Below are 18,777 nucleotides of genomic sequence, written 5' to 3'. Positions count from 1 at the left end.
CTGCCCCGCATCGATGCTTCAGCCGCGCGGGCAGATCTCATCGTTCGAGAAGAAATAAGCAATTTCGCGCTCGGCCGAGGCCGGGGCGTCAGAACCGTGCACGGCGTTGGCGTCAATGCTGTCAGCGTAGTCGTGACGCAGGGTGCCTGCAGCGGCTTCGGCCGGGTTGGTTGCGCCCATGATCTCACGGTTCTTGGCAATGGCATTCTCGCCTTCCAGAACCTGAACCATCACCGGGCCAGACGTCATGAACTGGACCAGAGCACCGAAAAACGGACGCTCTTTGTGCTCGGCGTAAAAGCCTTCAGCCTGCTCCTGGCTCAAATGAACCATTTTTGAGGCAACGATGCTCAGGCCAGCAGCCTCAAAGCGGCTGTAGATGGCGCCAATCAGGTTTTTGGCAACGGCATCGGGCTTAACGATGGAAAAGGTGCGTTCAATAGCCATGTTCAGTAAAGCTCCACTGTGTACGAATTGAGTCGGGCGCGGATTATACGTGGCTGGAGCCGCCGTTACCATGGCTCCGGGGCGGGTTTTACCCGACTTGACACGGGCCGGAGCCAGGCCGCAAGGCGACGGGCGTCAGGACCGTCTGGTGGAGCAGCTGTAAATCAACCGAAACAAGGGCCAAAGCGTCAGAGACGGTCCCACACCGAGGCATCCAGAGCAATGCCGGTCGCACGGCCCCGGGACAGGAAGCGGTTTTCAAACTCACGCGGAGATAGCGGCTGACTAAAATAGTAGCCCTGAATGCTGTCGACGCCCAGGGTTTCCAGGCAGTGCATTTGGGCAGCGGTTTCCACACCTTCGGCCACCACGCTCATGCCCAGACTGTGCCCCATCTTCACCATGGCGTCGACCATGGCTTCATCCTGGCTGCGCCGGGCGATCTCGTTGATGAACGTTTTGTCGATTTTCAGCACGGTAAAGGGCAAATTGCGCAAGTAGGACAAGGAAGAATAGCCCGTACCAAAGTCATCCAGCGCCAGTTGCACGCCCGCGTCCCTGAGCACATTCAGTTCACGCACCACCCGCTCGGATGCATTGACCAGCAACCCCTCGGTCACCTCCAGCTGCAACGAATTGGGGTTCAGCAACATCTGACCCAGCACGGTCTTAACCGCAGCCAGGATGCTCCCGTCCTGAAACTGGCGTGGCGAGACGTTTATCGACATCATCATCGGGATTTCGTACTGGGTCTGCCAGTGCCGCAGTTGAGCGCAGGCCTCTTTCAGCACCCAGTGCCCGATCTCGCCGATCACCCCAATCTGCTCGGCAATGGGTATGAACACGGTCGGAGAGACCCGCCCCAGCGCCGGGTTGTTCCAGCGAATCAGAGCTTCCATGCCTTTCAGGCTGCGGTCTTCCGTTGCGACAATGGGTTGGTAAACCAGTGCCAGCTCACCCCGTTCCAGCGCCCCACGCAAATGCTGGTCGATCTGCAACCGCTCGGCCGCCTGAATGTTCATCGACTGGGTAAAGAACTGGTAGCCCCGGCGGCCGCTTGCCTTGCTTTGAGCCAGGGCGCTGTCGGCCTCCCGAATCAGGGTCTCGCCGTCGCGGCCATCGGTGGGGCCCAGGCTGACGCCAATGGAGGCCGACACAGCCAAAGAATGCGAATTGACGGCGAAGGGTTCAGACATGCTGGCCAGAATGCGCCGCGCCACCAGTTCGGCGGCCATGCCATCCTGAATCTGTGGCAACAGCACGATGAATTCGTCCGCGCCGTAGTAGCCCAGCAAGTCGCCCTTCTTCACGACAGACCGCAGCCGTACCGCAACGCTCTCCAGCAGTTGATTGGCAAGCTGATGCCCCAGGGCTTCGTTAATGTCTTTGAAAAAATCTAGATCCATCATCAGCACGGCGCAGAGATGGTTGCGTTCTATCGCGACGTGCAAGGCTTCCTCAAGCCGTTCCCGCATATAACGACGGCTATTGAGGCCGGTGAGCGGATCCTTGTTGGCTTCCTGACGCACGGTTTCGAGCTGCTGGTGTGCTTCCAGCACCCGATAGTCGGCGGCGCGCTTGAGTCGCCGGTAGTGGAGCGACCAGAGCATCAGAATGGCACCGCCAAACACGATGCCGGCCGCCAGTGCAACCCAGACCGACCAGGGCATGGCCAGAGTCTGCAGTGACCACCAGGTGGCACCTTGCCAAAGCAACAATAAGCCCAAACTGATCCAACGTTTGTGTCGCACAGGCACTCCGCCGGCTTGGCTCTACCCTGATGTCAGTGAGCAGCTATGTCCTTGATCCGGGCAACCATGGCTCTGAGTCCATTACCGCGCGTTGGACTGAGGTGTTTGACTAGATCCAGCTGCGAAAAATAGGCTTCGGTATCGAAGTCTAGAATCTGTTGACGTGTCTTGCCATTGTAGGCAGCTAAAACAATGGCGAGCAAGCCCCGAACGATGTGGGCGTCGGAATCGGCCTGAAAGCGGATCTGCTCGCCGTCGGCGTCATCGACCAGCCACACCTGGCTCTGGCAACCGCGAACGATTCGCTCGTCGGTTTTCAGGGCATCGTCCATCGCCGGCAAATCCTTCCCCAGATCAATGATGTAGCGGTATCGGTCTTCCCAGGAGTCGAAGAAAGACAGGGTTTCAACGATGTCGTCGCTGGTGACATCAGTGCCGAATTCGGTGCTCATAGCTGACCTGTTTGTCGGAAAATGGGTAAAAGTAGTACTTTAGTGGGATCTTGTTCTATTGGCTCGTTTACTAGGCCATTCAGCTAAAAGAACAAACCAGTCTCAAGCTGGGCTTCTTCGGACATTTTGTCCCGGCTCCAGGGCGGATCGAACACCAGCTCAACCGTCACCGACTCGACACCGGGCACTTTCGCTACCCGGTATTTTACATCGTCGACAAGCACCGGGCCCATGCCACAGCCCGGGGCAGTCAGGGTCATCTCGACCATAACGTGGTGCCCTTCTATGGCCACCTTGTAAATCAGCCCCAGTGCGACCACGTTCACCGGAATCTCCGGGTCAAAAATGGTTTCCATCGCCGCCCAGACCTGAGCTTCTTCGATCTCGCCATCGGCCCGGGGTTCGAATTCCAGGCGCTGCGGCTCAAAACCCAGGGCATCGGCGTCGGTACCGTCGATGCGGGCCATGTTACCGTTGTGCACCACGGTGTAATTCCCGCCGAGCGACTGTGTCAGGGTAACAAAGCTGTCCTGCGGGATGGTGATGGGCGTACCCACCGGCACCAGCCGGGCTTCAACATCACGCTGGGTAACCACCATGCGTTTTTCCATCAGTGCGCGGTCTCCGCCAGGTCGCTGTCGGCCGATTTATCGTCGACCACAAAGCTTTCACCGCAACCGCATTCGGCGGTCACGTTCGGGTTTCGAAACTTGATCACCCGGTTGATGCCGTCTTTGGCGAAATCGATCTCAGTGCCCTGAACAATGGGCAGGGCATCTTTCTGCACGAAGAGTGTAACGTCATCGGCCATGCTCAGGCGCACATCGGTTTCATCCGGCTGTGTCACCAGATCTACAATGTACATATAACCGGAACAGCCGCTTTCCTTGATCGACAAGCGAATGCCCTGGGCACCGGCATCCTGTATCTGGCGGCGGCTGTGCTCCACGGCGGCGGCGGTCATGGTCAGCTGGGCTGACTGACGCGGATCAAAGGATTCAACACTCATGGTCGTACTCCTGTCTCACAAAGGGGCTGCTTGCCTGTCGGTCTACAACCCAACAGGGGCCATAGATACGATATGGGGTCAACAGCGCTTACATCAAAAAGGTTTTGGCCTTGTCGAGCCCGGCAAAGAGCGCATCGACATCGGCACGGGTGTTGTACAGCGCAAAACTGGCGCGCACCGTGCCGGTCAACCCGAACCGGGTCATAATCGGCATGGCGCAATGGTTGCCGGTGCGCACCGCAACGCCCTGCTGGTCCAACAACATGCCCAGGTCCGCCGGGTGGGCGCCTTCGAGCACAAAGCCCATCACCCCGGCGCGATGATCGGCATCGCCGACCAGCGTCAGCCCCGGGTAGTCTTTGGCGCGGCTGACGGCATAGTTGAGCACATCGGCTTCATGCGCAGCGACGGCGTCGCGATCCAGGCTATTGATAAACTCAATGGCCGCACCGGTACCGATGGCCCCGGCTACGTTCGGCGTGCCAGGCTCAAATTTGAACGGCAGTGTATTGTAGGTTGTGCCCTCAAACGACACGGTTTCGATCATTTCTCCACCGCCCATAAACGGCGGCATGGCATCCAGCAATTCCCGCTTGCCATACAACACGCCGATTCCCATGGGGCCGTACATTTTGTGGGCAGAAAAGGCGTAAAAATCGCAATCCAGCGCCTGCATGTCGAGTGGCCAGTGCGCCACTGCTTGTGCGCCGTCGATCATCACTTTGGCACCAACGGCATGAGCCTGTTCAATAACAGCCTCAACCGGGTTAACGGTGCCCAGCGCATTCGATACATGAACGATCGACACCAGCTTAACGCGCTCGTCGAGCAAGTCGGTGAAGGCGGCCATATCCAGTTGCCCGCGGTCATCCACCGGAATTGGCACCAGCTCGGCACCGGTCTGGGCGCCCAGAATCTGCCAGGGCACAATGTTGGCATGATGCTCCATGCCGGAGACCAGCACCCGGTCGCCCTGCTTCAGGTTATCGCGACCCCAGCTAAACGCCACCAGGTTGATCGCCTCGGTCGTGCCCTTGGTCCAGATCACTTCATCGGTGCTGCGCGCGTTGATGAAGCCACGCACCGATTCACGCGCCTGTTCGAACCGGGCGGTGGCCCGGTCACTCAGCGTATGTGCGCCACGGTGAACGTTGCTGTTGTCGTGCCGGTAATAACCGGCAATGGCGTCGATCACGGCGTTCGGCTTGTGCGTTGTGGCGCCGTTATCCAGATACACCAGCGGTTTGCCGTTCACCTGCTGATCGAGTATCGGAAACTGGGCGCGCACGGCATCAACATCAAAGCTCATACCAGGTGCCTCGCCAGCTCGTCTTCTTTGGCAAACAAGGAGGCCAGCATGGGCCGCAGCAATTGCTTGACCGGCTCATCATCGAGCGTTTCGAGCAGTTCGTTGATGAACCCGAAGCTCATCATCACTTCCGCTTCCTGCCGGCTGATACCACGCGAGAGGAAATAAAACATCGAGCCCTTGTCGAGCTGGGCGACCGTTGCTCCGTGCGCGCATTTCACGTCATCAGCGTAGATTTCCAGTTCCGGCTTGGTATTGATCTCGGCCTTGTGACTGGTCAGCAAATTTTTGTTGCTCAGTTCAGCCAGGGTTTTCTGCGCATCCTTGTGGATATGAATACGACCATTAAACACCGCTTTGGCTTCATCACCAATAATGCCGCGAAACACTTCATTCGACGTGCCGTGCGGTACTTCGTGTTCAAGCGTTGTGTGGTAATCGACGTGCTCTTTGCCCTTGGGCAGGTAGACGCCATTCAACTGCAAATGCGCACCGCTGCCACAATGGCGAACCACAATATCCTTGCGCTTCAGTACGCCGCCCAACGCCATATGAAAACTGTTCATCTGGCTGTGAGCGCGCAATACGGCTTGCACCGACCCCAGGTGACGAACATCCCCGGTTTCGAGCAGCAGGTGATAGTGCGTCAGTCTGGCACTGTCGCCGACTTCGATTTCCGTCACCGGGTTAATAAACACCGGCCCGTCCGATTCACTGGAAAAGGTTTCCACCAGCGTCATCTGGCTGCGCGCTCCCAGATCCAGCATCAGCCTTACCGGTACGGCGCGGCCGTTGGCATTGGACGACAGCACCTGATTGATGTGCAGCGGTTTCTCCAGAACAGTTTCCGGCGCAACGTCAATCCACACGGCTTCCGCCAACAGGGCCTGGTTGAAGGTGGTAAACAACTGATCACCCGCCAGCGTTTTGGCCAGCCGGTCTTCGAACTGCGCCCGTTGTTCAGGCGTTGCTTTTGACAGCAGTCGAACGGTCACGCCCTCGGGCAACGCATCATGATCGGTCACCTTGCCATCGACCAGGGTAATGACGGTGCGGTCCCAGTGTTCAAAAACGGTCCCGGTTCCGGTACCCGGCTGTTCGGCCAGCGACCACTCGGTATCGAGCATGGCTTTCAGCGGCGTGTACTTCCAGGCTTCGGTCTTGCGGGTCGGCCAGGGGGTGGCGGCAAATTGCGACCAGGCGCTCGCGCGCCAGTCTTTCAGCCAGCCCCAGTCAGACTGTGCCTGCAAGCCCTGATGGGCCTGTTCTGCCTGCATCGGGTCGGACACTTAGGCCACCTCCTCGTCGATCCAGCTGTAACCGTGTTTTTCCAGCTCCAGCGCCAGTTCGCGACCGCCGGATTTCACAATGCGGCCCTTGGCCAGCACGTGCACGTAATCCGGCACGATGTAATCGAGCAAGCGCTGATAGTGGGTCACGACGATGATGCCGCGGTCCGGGCTGCGCAACGCATTCACGCCACGGGCAACCACTTGCAGGGCATCGATATCGAGGCCGGAATCGGTTTCATCCAGAATGCACAGGCTCGGTTCCAGCAACATCATTTGCAGCAACTCGTTGCGCTTTTTTTCGCCACCGGAAAAGCCTTCGTTCACACCGCGCTTCAGGAAATCCTGCGGCAGATCGACGGCCTTGCATTTCTCTCGAGCGAGCTTGATGAAATCCATCGAGCTCATCACTTCTTCACCGCGTGCGGTGCGAATGGCATCGACGCTGGCTTTCAAAAATTCCATGTTGGACACGCCGGGAATCTCAACCGGGTACTGAAACGCCAGAAACACGCCGGCACGGGCACGATCTTCGGCTTCCAGTTCGAGCAGGTCGCTGCCTTTATAAGTCACAGTACCGCCCGTCACTTCGTAACCGGGGCGGCCGGCCAATACGTTGCCCAGGGTGCTTTTGCCAGCCCCGTTCGGGCCCATGATGGCATGCACTTCACCCGGCTTAACCTCCAGGTTCAGACCGTGCAGAATGGCGGTATCCTCAACCCGGGCGTGCAAATCGTTAATGTTCAGCATGATTCAATCTCTTTCATTCAAATTCGGTTCATCGCGAGTGCGCGCAGGGCCGGCTAAAGCGGCCCGGGAACTTAACCTACGGCACCTTCCAGACTGACTTCGAGCAACTTGCCGGCTTCAACGGCGAATTCCATCGGCAATTCGCGGAACACGTCTTTGCAGAAGCCGTTGACGATCATCGAGACTGCTTTTTCGGCATCGATGCCGCGTTGCTGGCAGAGAAACAGCTGGTCGTCACTGACTTTCGAGGTGGTTGCCTCGTGCTCGATCACCGCCGTCGGGTTTTTCGACTCAATGTACGGAAAGGTGTGAGCCCCGCACTTGTCACCAATCAGCAAGGAATCGCACTGGGTGTAGTTGCGCGCACCTTCCGCGCCCGGGTTCATCTTCACCAGGCCGCGATAACTGTTCGAGCTCTGCTTGGCGCTGATGCCCTTGGCAATGATGGTCGAACGGGTGTTTTTGCCCAGATGAATCATCTTGGTGCCGGTATCGGCCTGCTGATAATTACTGGTCAGTGCCACGGAATAAAACTCGCCGATGCTGTCATCGCCTTTCAGGATGCAGGACGGGTATTTCCAGGTGACCGCCGAGCCGGTTTCAACCTGAGTCCAGGAAATCTTCGAACGGTTGTGGGCAATGCCACGCTTGGTCACGAAGTTATAGATACCGCCTTTACCCTGTGCATCACCGGGATACCAGTTTTGCACGGTCGAGTATTTGATGTCGGCGTCGTCCAGCGCAACCAGCTCAACCACCGCCGCGTGCAACTGGTTTTCATCGCGCATCGGCGCGGTGCAACCTTCGAGATAACTGACCTGACTGCCTTCGTCGGCGATGATCAGAGTGCGCTCGAACTGGCCGGTTTTGGCTTCGTTGATGCGGAAATAGGTCGACAATTCCATTGGGCAACGCACGCCCTTGGGAATGTAGACGAAGGAGCCATCGGAGAAGACCGCCGAGTTCAGAGCCGCGTAGAAATTATCTTTCTGCGGCACAACCGAACCCAGGTACTTCTTAACCAGTTCCGGGTATTCATGCACGGCCTCGGAGATCGGGCAGAAGATCACCCCGGCGTCCTTGAGTTTCTGGCGAAAGGTTGTTCCGACAGAGACACTGTCGAACACCATATCGACCGCAACCCCGGCCAACACTTCCTGCTCATGCACGGGGATGCCCAGTTTTTCATAGGTGCGCAGCAACTCTGGGTCAACTTCATCCAGTGATTGCGGGCCGTCTTCCATACTCTTGGGCGAAGAATAATAAGACAATGCCTGAAAATCGGGTTTCGGGTAGACCACATGCGCCCACTCCGGTTCTTTCATCTCCAGCCAGGCACGGTAGGCCTTCAGACGCCACTCGAGCATCCATTCGGGCTCTTGCTTCTTGGCTGAGATCAGACGAATCACGTCTTCATTCAAACCGGGCGGAATGGTCAGCGACTCGATATCGGTTATCCAACCGGCCGAGTATTCCGACTTCAAATACTGGTCTATGTTCTCACTCATGGTATTCCCCTGCGAAGGTCAGGTGGCCGCCGTTTTGGCTTGCGTGCGCAAGGCCGTCACGGCGTCCCTAATACGGTGTATGGCTTGGTCCACCTCTTCACGGGTGGTGAAACGGCCCAGGCTAAAGCGCAAGGAACCGTGTGCGGCCTGATCACTCAGGCCCATGGCTTTTAATACGTACGAAGGCTCAACGCTGGCGGACGTACAGGCGGAGCCGGTCGATACCGCAATGTCGCGCAATGCCATCATCAGCGATTCGCCATCGATGCCGCCAAAATGAACGTTCAGATGGCCCGGCGTACGCGGTGCCTGGCCGCCATTGATGTGTATATCGCCAAGGTCGGCAATGCCCTGCCAGAGGTCATCGCGCAGCGTCGCAATGCGCTGGCCTTCTTCTGCCAGGTGTTCGGACACCAGGTTGGCTGCGGTGCCAATCCCGACCAACTGATGCGTGGCCAGGGTTCCCGAGCGCATGCCCCGCTCATGACCGCCACCGTGAATCTGGGGCAACAGCGTCAAGCTGGAGCGACGCCGCACATAGAGGGCGCCAACGCCCTTCGGGCCATAGAACTTGTGGGCTGAAACCGACACCATGGTGGCTTGCCAGTCATCGACATTCACCGGAATCTTGCCAACAGCCTGGGCCGCATCGACATGAAACCAGATGTTATGGTCGGCACACACCTGGCCAATACCGGCGACCGGGTTCAACACACCGGTCTCGTTATTGGCGGCCATAATGCTAACCAAACGGGTATTGGGTTGCAGCGCCTGAGCGACAGTTTCGGCCGAAATAACGCCATCGGCGTCGGGCATGAGCACCGTCAGGCCATAGCCTTTTTGCTCCAGATACCGCGCCGGATCGAGCACGGCTTTGTGTTCTGTTGCAGCCACCACGATATGGCAGTCTTGCGGCGCGAATTGTTCGGCAACACCCTTGATCGCCAGGTTATTGCTCTCGGTCGCGCCGCTGGTCCAGACGATTTCGCGGCTATCAGCTCCCAGCAAATCGGCCACCTCATTGCGGGCGTCTTCCACCGCTTCCTCGGCTTGCCAGCCGAGCAGGTGCGAGCGCGAGGCCGGGTTGCCATAGATGCCATCGCGGGTCAGGTGCGCCATCATCCGCTCGGCGACGCGTTCGTCGACCGGCGTGGTGGCGGCGTAATCAAAGTAGATCGGGTGCATGCTCATAACTGACTGGCCAAAATGGTGGCTTCGTTCGGGGCGTCTGTGCGCCCGGTTTTCAAATACTGATTCTGGCGCTGGCTGACGACCTGAATATCACGCCGCCCGACCAGGTCGGCCAGGGAAATCCCGTGCAGAAAATCATGGATTTGCTGGCTCAGGTCTTGCCAGAGATGGTGTGTCAGGCAGACTTCACCCTGCTGGCAGCCGGTTTTGCCCTGGCATTTGGTCGCATCGAGCGACTCACTGACGGCATCCACCACATCGGCCACACTGATCAGTTCGCTCGGCCGGCCAAGCTGGTAACCACCGCCCGGCCCGCGCACTGAGGTAACCAGAGTATGACGGCGCAGTTTGGCAAACAGCTGTTCCAGGTAAGACAACGAAATGCCCTGCCGCTCAGATATGTCGGACAAACTGATCGGGCCTGTCTCCTGGTTCAGCGCCAGATCCAGCATCGCCGTTACCGCATAGCGGCCTTTGGTCGTCAGTCTCATGCGGGTGATCCCCCGAGTAGCCGGAAGTGTCTATCCATGAATGAAGTCGAGCCACCACCCAAAACGCAGGCGAGGCTCTATGGGCGCGAATTATAAATACCTGAGTAAAACAGTCAACTATTGCCCGCTAAAAAGCCCGCAAGCCCCGGCCACCCTCCTTGACACCGAATCACGGATCCAATATCAGCCGCCCCATTGATGCAAAAAAATAACAAATTGCCACCTTTCGTTTACAAAACACTCAGGCTGGACTACTTATAACGTAAGACGAACAACAACAATAACCGAGTGGTCAGGGCCTGCCTGAACCCCTCTGGAGTCGCTGCCATGCTATCTCTGATACCCCCTCGCCTGGCCGGGAGGGTCCAACTGTGCTGAGTGTTTCCCAGGCCAGCCTGGCTTTTGGCGGGATCAAGGCGCTGGACGATGTGTCCTTTACCGCCACGCCCGGCGAAATCACCGCCATCATCGGCCCCAACGGCGCCGGTAAAACCAGCTTGTTCAACATCATCTCCGGGTTTTACAGGCCGCAGCAGGGGCAGATTCTGTTTGATAAGCAAAACATCACCCGGATGCGGGCCGACAAGCGCGCTGAACTTGGCATCGCCCGTACGTTCCAGAACATCGCCCTGTTTCGAGGCATGTCAGTGCTGGAGAACATCAAACTCGGTGGCCATACCCGGCTGAGCACCGGCTTCTGGGCGTCCGGCTTCTTTTATGGTGGAGCCCGCCGCGAAGAAGCCCGGCTGCGCGCCGAGATCGAACGGGATGTGATCGACTTTCTGGAGCTGGACCACATTCGCAAAGCCCCCGTCGCCGCCCTGCCCTATGGCTTGCAAAAGCGGGTTGAACTGGGCCGGGCACTGGCGATGCAGCCACAAGTACTGTTGCTCGACGAGCCTGTTGCCGGCATGAACCGGGAAGAAACCGAAGACATGGCCCGCTTCATTCTGGACATTCAGGCCCGGTGGGGCACCACCATTTTGCTGGTCGAGCACGATATGGGCATGGTGATGGACATCTCCAACCAGGTGGTGGTGCTCAACTTTGGTCGCCAGATCGCCAAGGGCACGCCAGATCAGGTGCAGGCCAACCCAGCCGTTATTGAAGCCTACCTGGGCACCAGCGACCGCAGTAAAACCGACGCCGGGGAGGTGACCGCCTGATGGGTCAATTTATTCAGTACATCATCAACGGGGTCATCTCCGGCAGTATTCTGGCACTCATCGCCCTAGGCATTGTTGCGGTGTTCAAGGCAACCAAAGTGGTTAACTTTGCCCATGGCCATCTGATTCTGTTCGGTGCCTACTTCTATTTCACCTTTTCCGTCGTTCTGGCTGACGCTCCTTTTATGCCAGCTTGGGTAAGCAGTTGGGAACCCGCCTGGTTAATAGCCTACGCGGGCGATGCGCCCATGTTTTCACCCAGGGCCGCCATTGCCAGCTGGGTCAGCGACCTGCCGCGCATCGTGCTGGGACTTGTGGGTGCCCTGGCGGCCAATGCCGTGCTGGCGCTGATTATTGAGCGTTTGATCATGCGCCCACTGCTTGGCCAGTCTGCCTTTGCGATGATTCTGTCGACCGTCGGGCTGATCTGGGTGCTCGAGGGCAGCGCAGGCCTTATCTGGACCGCAGAAGCCGAGCAGGTACCGGCGCTCGGTCCCAATTTCCCAATCCGATTCCAGCTGTTCGACCAGAACCTGTTCCTGTTCAGTGGCTCGCTGGTCAACTTGCTGGTCGCCCTGCTCCTATTCGCCAGTTTGATGCTGGTTCTGCGATATACCCGTTCCGGTGTCGCGATTCGGGCCACCGCCGAGGACCAGAGCACCGCCTACGCCATGGGCATCAACGTACCCAGAGTCTTTTCCACTGCCTGGCTGGTGGCTTCAACAACCGGTGCTGTTGCCGGAGCCATTCTGGCCAGCCGTAATGGCTTGTCACCCGCTATAGGCCTGTTTGGCCTGTCCGTTCTGGCGGTCGTGTTGATGGGCGGTTTGGATTCCTTTGCCGGTGTGCTGATCGCCTCGATGCTGGTCGGTATTTTGAGCTCAATGGCGCAATGGAAACTCGGCGGCGGTGTGGCTGAGATCGTGCCCTACGTGGCGGTTTTAATAGTCATTCTGATTCGGCCCCATGGCTTTATGGGCCAAGAGGAGATCGAGCGAATATGACCAACAGTGTCCACTACACCGACATACACCACCCTGAGCACAGGATAACGCCATGATCACCGGACACTTTAAGACGGATTACAGTGCCGATGAGGGCATCTGGTCGAACTGGCCCAAGCGCTGGGGGTTGGTGGCTGCTTTGATTGGCCTGGCGATTTTCCCATTCATCGCCAGTAACTATGCACTGCTGCTCGCCGGGCAGATCGGCATCTTCATTGTCGCCGTGGTGGGTCTGAACGTATTGATTGGCTATACCGGTTTGATGTCGCTTGGCCACGGTGCTTTCTTTGCGGTCGGCGCCTACACCACTGTGGCCATTCACCATGAGTGGCCGCTCACTTTCCCACTGATTACGCTGGTTATTTCAACGATTGTTGCTGCGGCTTTTGGGGTGTTGTTCGGGCTGCCGTCGTTGCGGGTAAAAGGGCTCTATCTCGCCGTGGCGACCCTGTCGGCCAATTTCATTATTCTGTTTCTGATCGAGCAGGAGTGGCTGGCCGAATGGACCGGAGGGATCAGCGGCACGGAAACCCCCAATGCCGTTTTCTTCGGCGTTGAGCTGGTGTCCCAGCAGGCCAAATACTTCTTCATCATGCCGGTGATGGTTTTGATGCTGCTGTTCGCGCAGAACCTGTTCCGTACTCGCTTTGGCCGTGCCCTGATCGCCATCCGCGACAAAGACTATTCGGCCGAGATTCTGGGCATCGCCCTGTTCAGCTACAAGCTGAAAAGCTTCGCCATCTCAGCCGCCTATTGCGGCGCTGCGGGCAGTCTGTGGGCTTACTTTTTCCCGGCTATACTGCCGGAGGACTTTGGGCTGAACATGTCGATCACCCTGGTCGTATGCCTGGTCGCCGGGGGGATGGGGCGCACGCTCGGGCCGATATTCGGGACTATCCTGATTCTGCTGGTGCCGGAGCTGCTTAAGATCGTTGCCGCTAACATTACCGGCGGGGACGCAACCGCACAAACCTGGGTGAGCCCGACACGGGACATTCTATTTGGCCTGATGATCATCGGCTTTTTGATATTCGAGCCAATGGGGCTGGTCAACATCTGGGACCGTTTCTGGCGCTTTATGTCGCGCTGGCCGTTTGCGAAGTGAGAGAAAGCTGCGAGCTTCGAGCTATGAGCTATGAGCTATGAGCTGTTAGCTTAAAACTCGCAGCTCGAAGCTCGCAGCTCATAACTACAACAAAAAGGAGGCTATCATGGCCCTGAATCGAAGAACCTTGTTAAAAACCGGCGCCGCTCTCACGGCGGCCAGCATGGCCCCGGGTATTGTGCGGGCGGAAGGCGCGCACTGGCGCGTGGCGGCTTCACTGCCAATGACAGGCCCCTTCGCAACGGCGGGCCAGTTGGTGGCCCCGGCCTTCAGCGAGTTCGAGCAACAAGTTAACGACAACGGCGGCATTGGCGGCAAGCCGATTCGGGTTGAAGTGGCCGACTCCGGTTACATTCCACGCAACGCCCTGGCGAATTTCCAGCGGGCTCAGGCTGCCGGTGACCTGCACTTTTACTACGGTGACTCCACAGGCTTCATGGAGCTGGTCGGCCCTACGTTGACCGGCGAGAACGCGGTGATGATGGGCTCAACCTCCTTTGCCTCGGCGCTCTCTAACCCGGCCAACCGGCCCTACCAGTTCATGGCTGGCCCCACCTACGAAGACCAGTTCGAAATTCTACTGCGCGACATCGCCAACAAAGGCGGTAAAACCGTTGCCTTCGTGTATTCCGATACGGAATTTGGGCGTGACCCCATCGAACACGGTCGGCAAGTTGCCGCAGAACTCGGCATTGACGTGGTGCTGGAAGAAGTCACCCGCGCCGAAGGTGCAGACATTGAAAACCACGTCACCAAACTGGCCCAAGCCAACCCGGAATACACCATTCTGCAGGGTTACGTGACCGGCGTCTGGCCTCAATTGATCGGCGGTGCCCGGGCATTTGGCCTGACCACCCAGTTCATGGGCACCTTCTGGGGCATGGAAAAAATCATTGCCGATCGGGTGACCGAGCAAGCAGGCCCGTTTCTCGACGGCTACCAGGGCGTTATGCCCTACCGCTATTTCTACGACCAGGACGACGCCCCGTTTTATCAGGAACTGGGGGCGTTCAAGCGCTCCGTTAACCCGGGGTTTTCCGGCTACGTTACCGCCTGGGAACTGGAAGGCCGCTTGTGCCTGGAACTGTGGAAACTGTGCATGGAGCGCGTGATCGAAGCCGACAAAGAAGTCACGCCCGATAACCTGATGGCCGAGCTTGGCGCCATTCGCAACTGGGACAGCGGCGGTTTCTTCGGGGCACCGGTCGACGTGGTCGATAACAAAATCGGCCAGGGCCGGGTGTACCGCTACGACGCCGAAACCCGCCTGTACAACCCGGTTTCGGATTGGATTCAGGTCTGATCGAACTCGGCTTGTTCGTCAGAGCTGAACCCTCACGGTGGCCCGGGGCAACCCGGGCCCACCCCGTTTCCGAATTCGGATGCAGACATGCTGAGCATTGAAAACATTGAAGTGGCCTACCACCATGCCATTCAGGTGCTGAAAGGCCTGACGTTATCGGTCGAACCGGGCGAGGTTGTCGCCCTGCTGGGTGCCAACGGCGCCGGTAAAACCACGGTACTCAAGGCCGCTTCTGGCCTGTTGCCGCTGGAAAACGGTTCCATCGACGCCGGCCAGATTCGCTTCAACGACGACCCCATTAATCGGGTTGCCCCGCACGAACTGGCCCGTGCCGGCCTGATTCATGTTCGCGAGGGGCGACGCATTTTTGCCGAAATGACGGTGGAAGATAACCTCATCGCGGCTTCCTATGCGCTGACCGGGCGCAAGGAAAAACCAGACTACGACGCCGTGTATGCGTTTTTCCCAAAGCTCAAAGAGCGGGCCCACCAGACGGCTGGTTTATTGTCGGGTGGCGAGCAGCAAATGCTGGCCATCGGCCGTGCACTGATCGGCAAACCCCGGCTCATTTTACTGGATGAACCCTCACTCGGTTTGGCGCCGCGTATGGTCGATGAAATATTCGACAACATCGCCCGGGTGAATCAGGAACAGGGCGCCAGCATTTTATTGGTCGAACAAAACGCCAATGCCGCCTTTCGCATCGCTCACCGGGGTTTCATTCTGGAGAATGGCAAGGTGGTGCTCGAAGGGTCGGTCGAACAATTGCGCGAAAACCCCGACATCCAAACTTTCTACCTGGGTGTTGGCGAGCAGGACGATCAAAAATCGTTTCGAAACATCAAGCACTACAAGCGCCGCAAGCGCTGGCTCAACTGAGGAGCGCCGCCGAGATGTCTGAACGTTCGTTTCACGATCAGGGCTACATCAGCCTCACCCAGTTACTGGAGCGCCACGCCCAAACCGTGCCCCATGAAGTGGCCATGCGTCAGAAAGACATGGGCATCTGGAAGGAAACCACCTGGCGCCAATACCGCGACCAGACTCACGCCATTGCCGCCGGGCTGATTGACCTGGGCATTCAACACAGCGACCACGTCGGCATTATTTCCGAAAACCGCCAGGAGTGGATTGTCGCGCAACTGGGTATCAACAGTGCCGCAGCTGTGTGTTGCGGTATTTACCCGACCAGCCCGGCCAGCGAAGTGGTGCACCTGCTGAGCAGCGCCGATTGCAAAGTCGTGTTTTGCGAAGATCAGGAACAGGTCGACAAGGTACTGGAGATACGCGACAAACTGCCGCTGCTGGAACACATCATCGTCTTCGACGCCAAAGGCCTGTACGGCTACGACGCCAGCCTATGGATGACGCTCAAAGAGTTGATTGATCGTGGCAAAACCCAACTGAAACGCTCGCCCGGTGCTGTGACAGACCGCCTGGCCCAGCAGGTACCCGAAGACACGGCGCTGATTGTGTTTACCTCGGGCTCCACCGGCCTGCCCAAGGCCGCAATGATTTCGTTCCGGAACATCTGGTCACAAATGGCGTTGCTGTGGGATGCTGTGCCGTCTCAGTCTCATCAGAACATTTTGTCTTACCTGCCGCTGTGCCACGTCGCCGAGCAGGCGTTTTCGACCATGAACGCCATGGCACGCCGCATGGTGGTGAACTTTGGCGAAAGCCTGCGCACCATCCGCACTGATTTGCAGGAAATCTCCCCGCAGATGTTTTTTGGCGTGCCCCGCATATGGGAAAAAATGCAGTCCGAACTGACCGTGCTTGGCGACCGCACCGGCCCGTTGCGCCGCTGGTTGTTGCACAAGGGTTTGAAATCGGCCCAGCAACGCGGCACCAAACCCCGGTCACAATGGACCCGCCAGGAGAAACTGAGCTACGCCGTCTATCGCCCGTTTCTGTATGCGCCCTTACTCGGTTACCTGGGCCTGGCCCGCTGCAACATCGCCATGACCGCCGCCGCGCCGATTTCACCGGACTTACTGGCCATGTTCCGGGGCATGGGCCTGTCGCTGATCGAAATTTACGGCATGACGGAAACCACCGGCGCCGCCACCCTGCAACCGATGGACCTGAACTGCCAGGGTCGCATCGGCCGCGCCATTACCGGCGTGGAATCCCGCGTGGGTAACGACGGCGAACTGCTGTTGCGCGGCCCGATTATCTTCAAAGGCTATTACAAGAACGACAAAGCCACGGCTGAGACCCTGCAAGACGGCTGGCTGCATACCGGCGATGTCGTCGAAGAACACGAAGACGGCACCCTGACCATTGTTGACCGCAAGAAAGACATCATCATCAATGCAGCAGGCAAGAACCTTTCGCCCAGCGTGATCGAAAACACCATGAAGGCCAGCCCGTTTATCAAGGAATGCATCGTGATCGGCGACCAGCGCAAATTCCTGGTCGCACTGATTCAGGTCGATTACGACACCGTCACTACCTGGGCCGAGCGCCAGAACCTGGCCTACACCACCTTCAAATCCCTGGCCGAAAACGACCAGGTAAAAGCCCTGGTTCAAGCGGAAGTCGACAAGGGCAATGCTCAGTTGGCCCCGGTTGAGCAAATCAAGCGTTTCACTCTGCTGACCAAGGAACTCGACCACGACGACGGCGAAGTAACCGCCACCATGAAGGTGCGGCGCAGCACCATTGCCAAGCAGTATGAGCAGCAGATTGAGGCGTTGTTCAGAGAAGAGACAGCGGCTTAGAAAAACCGCGTAAAAACGCTTTACCCGGCGGTCAGTTTTCGTACTATAGCGCACCCTTTCTGGATGCCCGGCCTTGAACACGACCGCCCTGCTGACCCCCCTGTGGGATTATGACCTCATCGCCGATGGCCTGCGCCAGCACGGCTGGGTGCACCTGCCCCATGGCATCAGCGACGGCCTGGCGCTTAACCTGTTGCAGGACATCCACCGACACCAGCCCGACCAGTGGGATCAGGCCGGCATTGGCCGCAAGCAGGACAACCACACCAACGACCTGATTCGTCGCGACAGCACCCACTGGCTAACCGGGGAAACACCCGCACAGAGTCAGTACCTGGCGGCCGCCGACGAACTGCGGCTCGAACTCAACAAACGCCTGATGCTCGGCCTGTGGGACTATGAATGCCACTACGCCCGCTATGACACGGGCGCTTTCTACCGCAAGCACGTCGATGCCTTCCGCGGCCGCACCAACCGGGTGCTGACGACGGTGACCTACCTGAACCCCGACTGGCAAGACAACCAGGGCGGCGAGTTGTTGCTCTACAATGAGCAAAACCAGCTCATCAGCCGCTTGTTGCCCACTCTGGGCAGCATGGTCATCTTCCTGAGCGAAGAATTCCCGCACGAAGTGCTGGCGGCCGAACGCACCCGGTTCAGCATTGCTGGCTGGTACCGCAACAACAATTCCATTCAGAACCGGATCGACCCGAGCCAGTAGCGTTTTTTCCCACATCACCGGTCAGTCAGCTATACTGCCCCGAGACCAATTTTGATACAGCGTTTCAGGAGTTTTCCAATGCAGGGTGACCGTCAGGTGATCGACGCACTGAACAAGGTGCTGACCACCGAACTGACCTCCATCAACCGTTACTTTCTTCACGCGCGGATGTACCGCAACTGGGGGCTGGAACGGCTGAACGAGCACAGCTACAAGAAATCCATCAAGGACATGAAACAGGCCGATGAGCTGATTGAGCGCATTCTGTTTCTGGAAGGCCTGCCCAACCTGCAGAAGCTGAACCGGCTGATGGTCGGGGAGCACACCGAAGAAATGCTGAAGCTGGATGCCGACTTTCAGTTAGAGCAGATCAGCCAGCTTAAAGACACCATCGCCCTGTGCGAAACCCAACAGGATTACGTCAGCCGCGACATGCTGGTCGAACTGCTGGAATACGAGGAAGACTACCTCGACTGGCTCGAAACCCAGCACTACCAGATCGCCAACGTGACGCTGCCGAATTATCTTCAAGCCAACCTGTCGGATGAGGACTGA

The 18,777-nt window shown here is 58.0% G+C and carries 19 protein-coding genes; 8 read left to right on the top strand and 11 right to left on the bottom strand.

Features of this window, described 5'->3' with window-relative positions; genetic code table 11:
• Nucleotides 1–18: 18 nt before the first annotated feature.
• From ndk to iscR, 11 genes are all read right to left on the bottom strand, one after another.
• A complete protein-coding gene (gene ndk, locus ACHUE7_RS13010; RefSeq protein WP_127555805.1) occupies nt 19–447 on the bottom strand; it encodes a nucleoside-diphosphate kinase in 429 nt (142 codons plus the stop codon).
• Nucleotides 448–635: 188 nt separating this feature from the next.
• Nucleotides 636–2,198 (bottom strand): putative bifunctional diguanylate cyclase/phosphodiesterase, encoded by a 1,563-nt coding sequence (locus ACHUE7_RS13005; RefSeq protein WP_394170353.1) that lies wholly within the window; start codon nt 2,196–2,198, stop codon nt 636–638.
• 32 nt (nt 2,199–2,230) lie between these two features.
• Nucleotides 2,231–2,650 (bottom strand): SufE family protein, encoded by a 420-nt coding sequence (locus ACHUE7_RS13000; RefSeq protein ID WP_348476135.1) that lies wholly within the window; start codon nt 2,648–2,650, stop codon nt 2,231–2,233.
• A gap of 83 nt (nt 2,651–2,733) precedes the next feature.
• Nucleotides 2,734–3,261: a putative Fe-S cluster assembly protein SufT gene (gene sufT / locus ACHUE7_RS12995; protein ID WP_394170352.1), complete on the bottom strand. Its 528-nt coding sequence runs from the start codon at nt 3,259–3,261 to the stop codon at nt 2,734–2,736.
• Nucleotides 3,261–3,659: a HesB/IscA family protein gene (locus ACHUE7_RS12990; RefSeq protein WP_394170351.1), complete on the bottom strand. Its 399-nt coding sequence runs from the start codon at nt 3,657–3,659 to the stop codon at nt 3,261–3,263. The genes sufT and ACHUE7_RS12990 overlap by 1 nt, the downstream gene beginning before the upstream one ends.
• Before the next feature lie 88 nt (nt 3,660–3,747).
• The gene (locus tag ACHUE7_RS12985) at nt 3,748–4,968 is read right to left on the bottom strand and encodes an aminotransferase class V-fold PLP-dependent enzyme (RefSeq protein ID WP_394170350.1); all 1,221 of its coding nucleotides are present in this window, start codon (nt 4,966–4,968) and stop codon (nt 3,748–3,750) included.
• Nucleotides 4,965–6,257: a Fe-S cluster assembly protein SufD gene (gene sufD, locus ACHUE7_RS12980; protein ID WP_394170349.1), complete on the bottom strand. Its 1,293-nt coding sequence runs from the start codon at nt 6,255–6,257 to the stop codon at nt 4,965–4,967. Before sufD ends, ACHUE7_RS12985 begins: the two co-directional genes overlap by 4 nt.
• Nucleotides 6,258–7,007: a Fe-S cluster assembly ATPase SufC gene (sufC, locus tag ACHUE7_RS12975; protein ID WP_394170348.1), complete on the bottom strand. Its 750-nt coding sequence runs from the start codon at nt 7,005–7,007 to the stop codon at nt 6,258–6,260.
• Between the two features lie 71 nt (nt 7,008–7,078).
• Entirely contained in the window at nt 7,079–8,515 is a 1,437-nt protein-coding gene (sufB, locus tag ACHUE7_RS12970; RefSeq protein WP_213677473.1) for a Fe-S cluster assembly protein SufB, read from the bottom strand.
• Between the two features lie 18 nt (nt 8,516–8,533).
• Complete coding sequence (locus ACHUE7_RS12965) at nt 8,534–9,706, bottom strand: IscS subfamily cysteine desulfurase (protein ID WP_394170347.1); 1,173 nt, start codon at nt 9,704–9,706, stop codon at nt 8,534–8,536.
• The gene (iscR, locus tag ACHUE7_RS12960; RefSeq protein ID WP_348476142.1) at nt 9,703–10,197 is read right to left on the bottom strand and encodes a Fe-S cluster assembly transcriptional regulator IscR; all 495 of its coding nucleotides are present in this window, start codon (nt 10,195–10,197) and stop codon (nt 9,703–9,705) included. Before iscR ends, ACHUE7_RS12965 begins: the two co-directional genes overlap by 4 nt.
• 371 nt (nt 10,198–10,568) lie before the next feature.
• Between iscR and ACHUE7_RS12955 the strand changes: the two genes are divergently transcribed.
• From ACHUE7_RS12955 to bfr, 8 genes are all read left to right on the top strand, one after another.
• Nucleotides 10,569–11,363 (top strand): ABC transporter ATP-binding protein, encoded by a 795-nt coding sequence (locus ACHUE7_RS12955; protein WP_394170345.1) that lies wholly within the window; start codon nt 10,569–10,571, stop codon nt 11,361–11,363.
• Nucleotides 11,363–12,367 (top strand): branched-chain amino acid ABC transporter permease, encoded by a 1,005-nt coding sequence (locus ACHUE7_RS12950; protein WP_394170344.1) that lies wholly within the window; start codon nt 11,363–11,365, stop codon nt 12,365–12,367. The genes ACHUE7_RS12955 and ACHUE7_RS12950 overlap by 1 nt, the downstream gene beginning before the upstream one ends.
• 52 nt (nt 12,368–12,419) lie before the next feature.
• Nucleotides 12,420–13,472: a branched-chain amino acid ABC transporter permease gene (locus tag ACHUE7_RS12945; protein WP_394170343.1), complete on the top strand. Its 1,053-nt coding sequence runs from the start codon at nt 12,420–12,422 to the stop codon at nt 13,470–13,472.
• 106 nt (nt 13,473–13,578) lie between these two features.
• A complete protein-coding gene (locus ACHUE7_RS12940; protein WP_394170342.1) occupies nt 13,579–14,775 on the top strand; it encodes a substrate-binding domain-containing protein in 1,197 nt (398 codons plus the stop codon).
• An 87-nt stretch (nt 14,776–14,862) separates the two neighbouring features.
• On the top strand, nt 14,863–15,654 hold the full coding sequence (locus ACHUE7_RS12935; RefSeq protein ID WP_394170341.1) for an ABC transporter ATP-binding protein: 792 nt from the start codon (nt 14,863–14,865) through the stop codon (nt 15,652–15,654).
• A gap of 14 nt (nt 15,655–15,668) precedes the next feature.
• Nucleotides 15,669–17,501: an AMP-dependent synthetase/ligase gene (locus tag ACHUE7_RS12930; RefSeq protein WP_394170340.1), complete on the top strand. Its 1,833-nt coding sequence runs from the start codon at nt 15,669–15,671 to the stop codon at nt 17,499–17,501.
• Between the two features lie 73 nt (nt 17,502–17,574).
• Complete coding sequence (locus ACHUE7_RS12925) at nt 17,575–18,222, top strand: 2OG-Fe(II) oxygenase (protein ID WP_394170339.1); 648 nt, start codon at nt 17,575–17,577, stop codon at nt 18,220–18,222.
• A 78-nt stretch (nt 18,223–18,300) separates the two neighbouring features.
• Nucleotides 18,301–18,777 carry a bacterioferritin gene (gene bfr / locus ACHUE7_RS12920; RefSeq protein WP_213677464.1) on the top strand — a complete coding sequence of 159 codons (477 nt, stop codon included), beginning with the start codon at nt 18,301–18,303 and terminating at the stop codon, nt 18,775–18,777.

Source organism: Saccharospirillum alexandrii, assembly GCF_043641555.1.
GTDB lineage: Bacteria > Pseudomonadota > Gammaproteobacteria > Pseudomonadales > Natronospirillaceae > Saccharospirillum > Saccharospirillum alexandrii_A.
The sequence above is the reverse complement of the archived record's forward strand: the minus strand, read 5'-3'. Positions and strand labels throughout refer to the sequence as shown.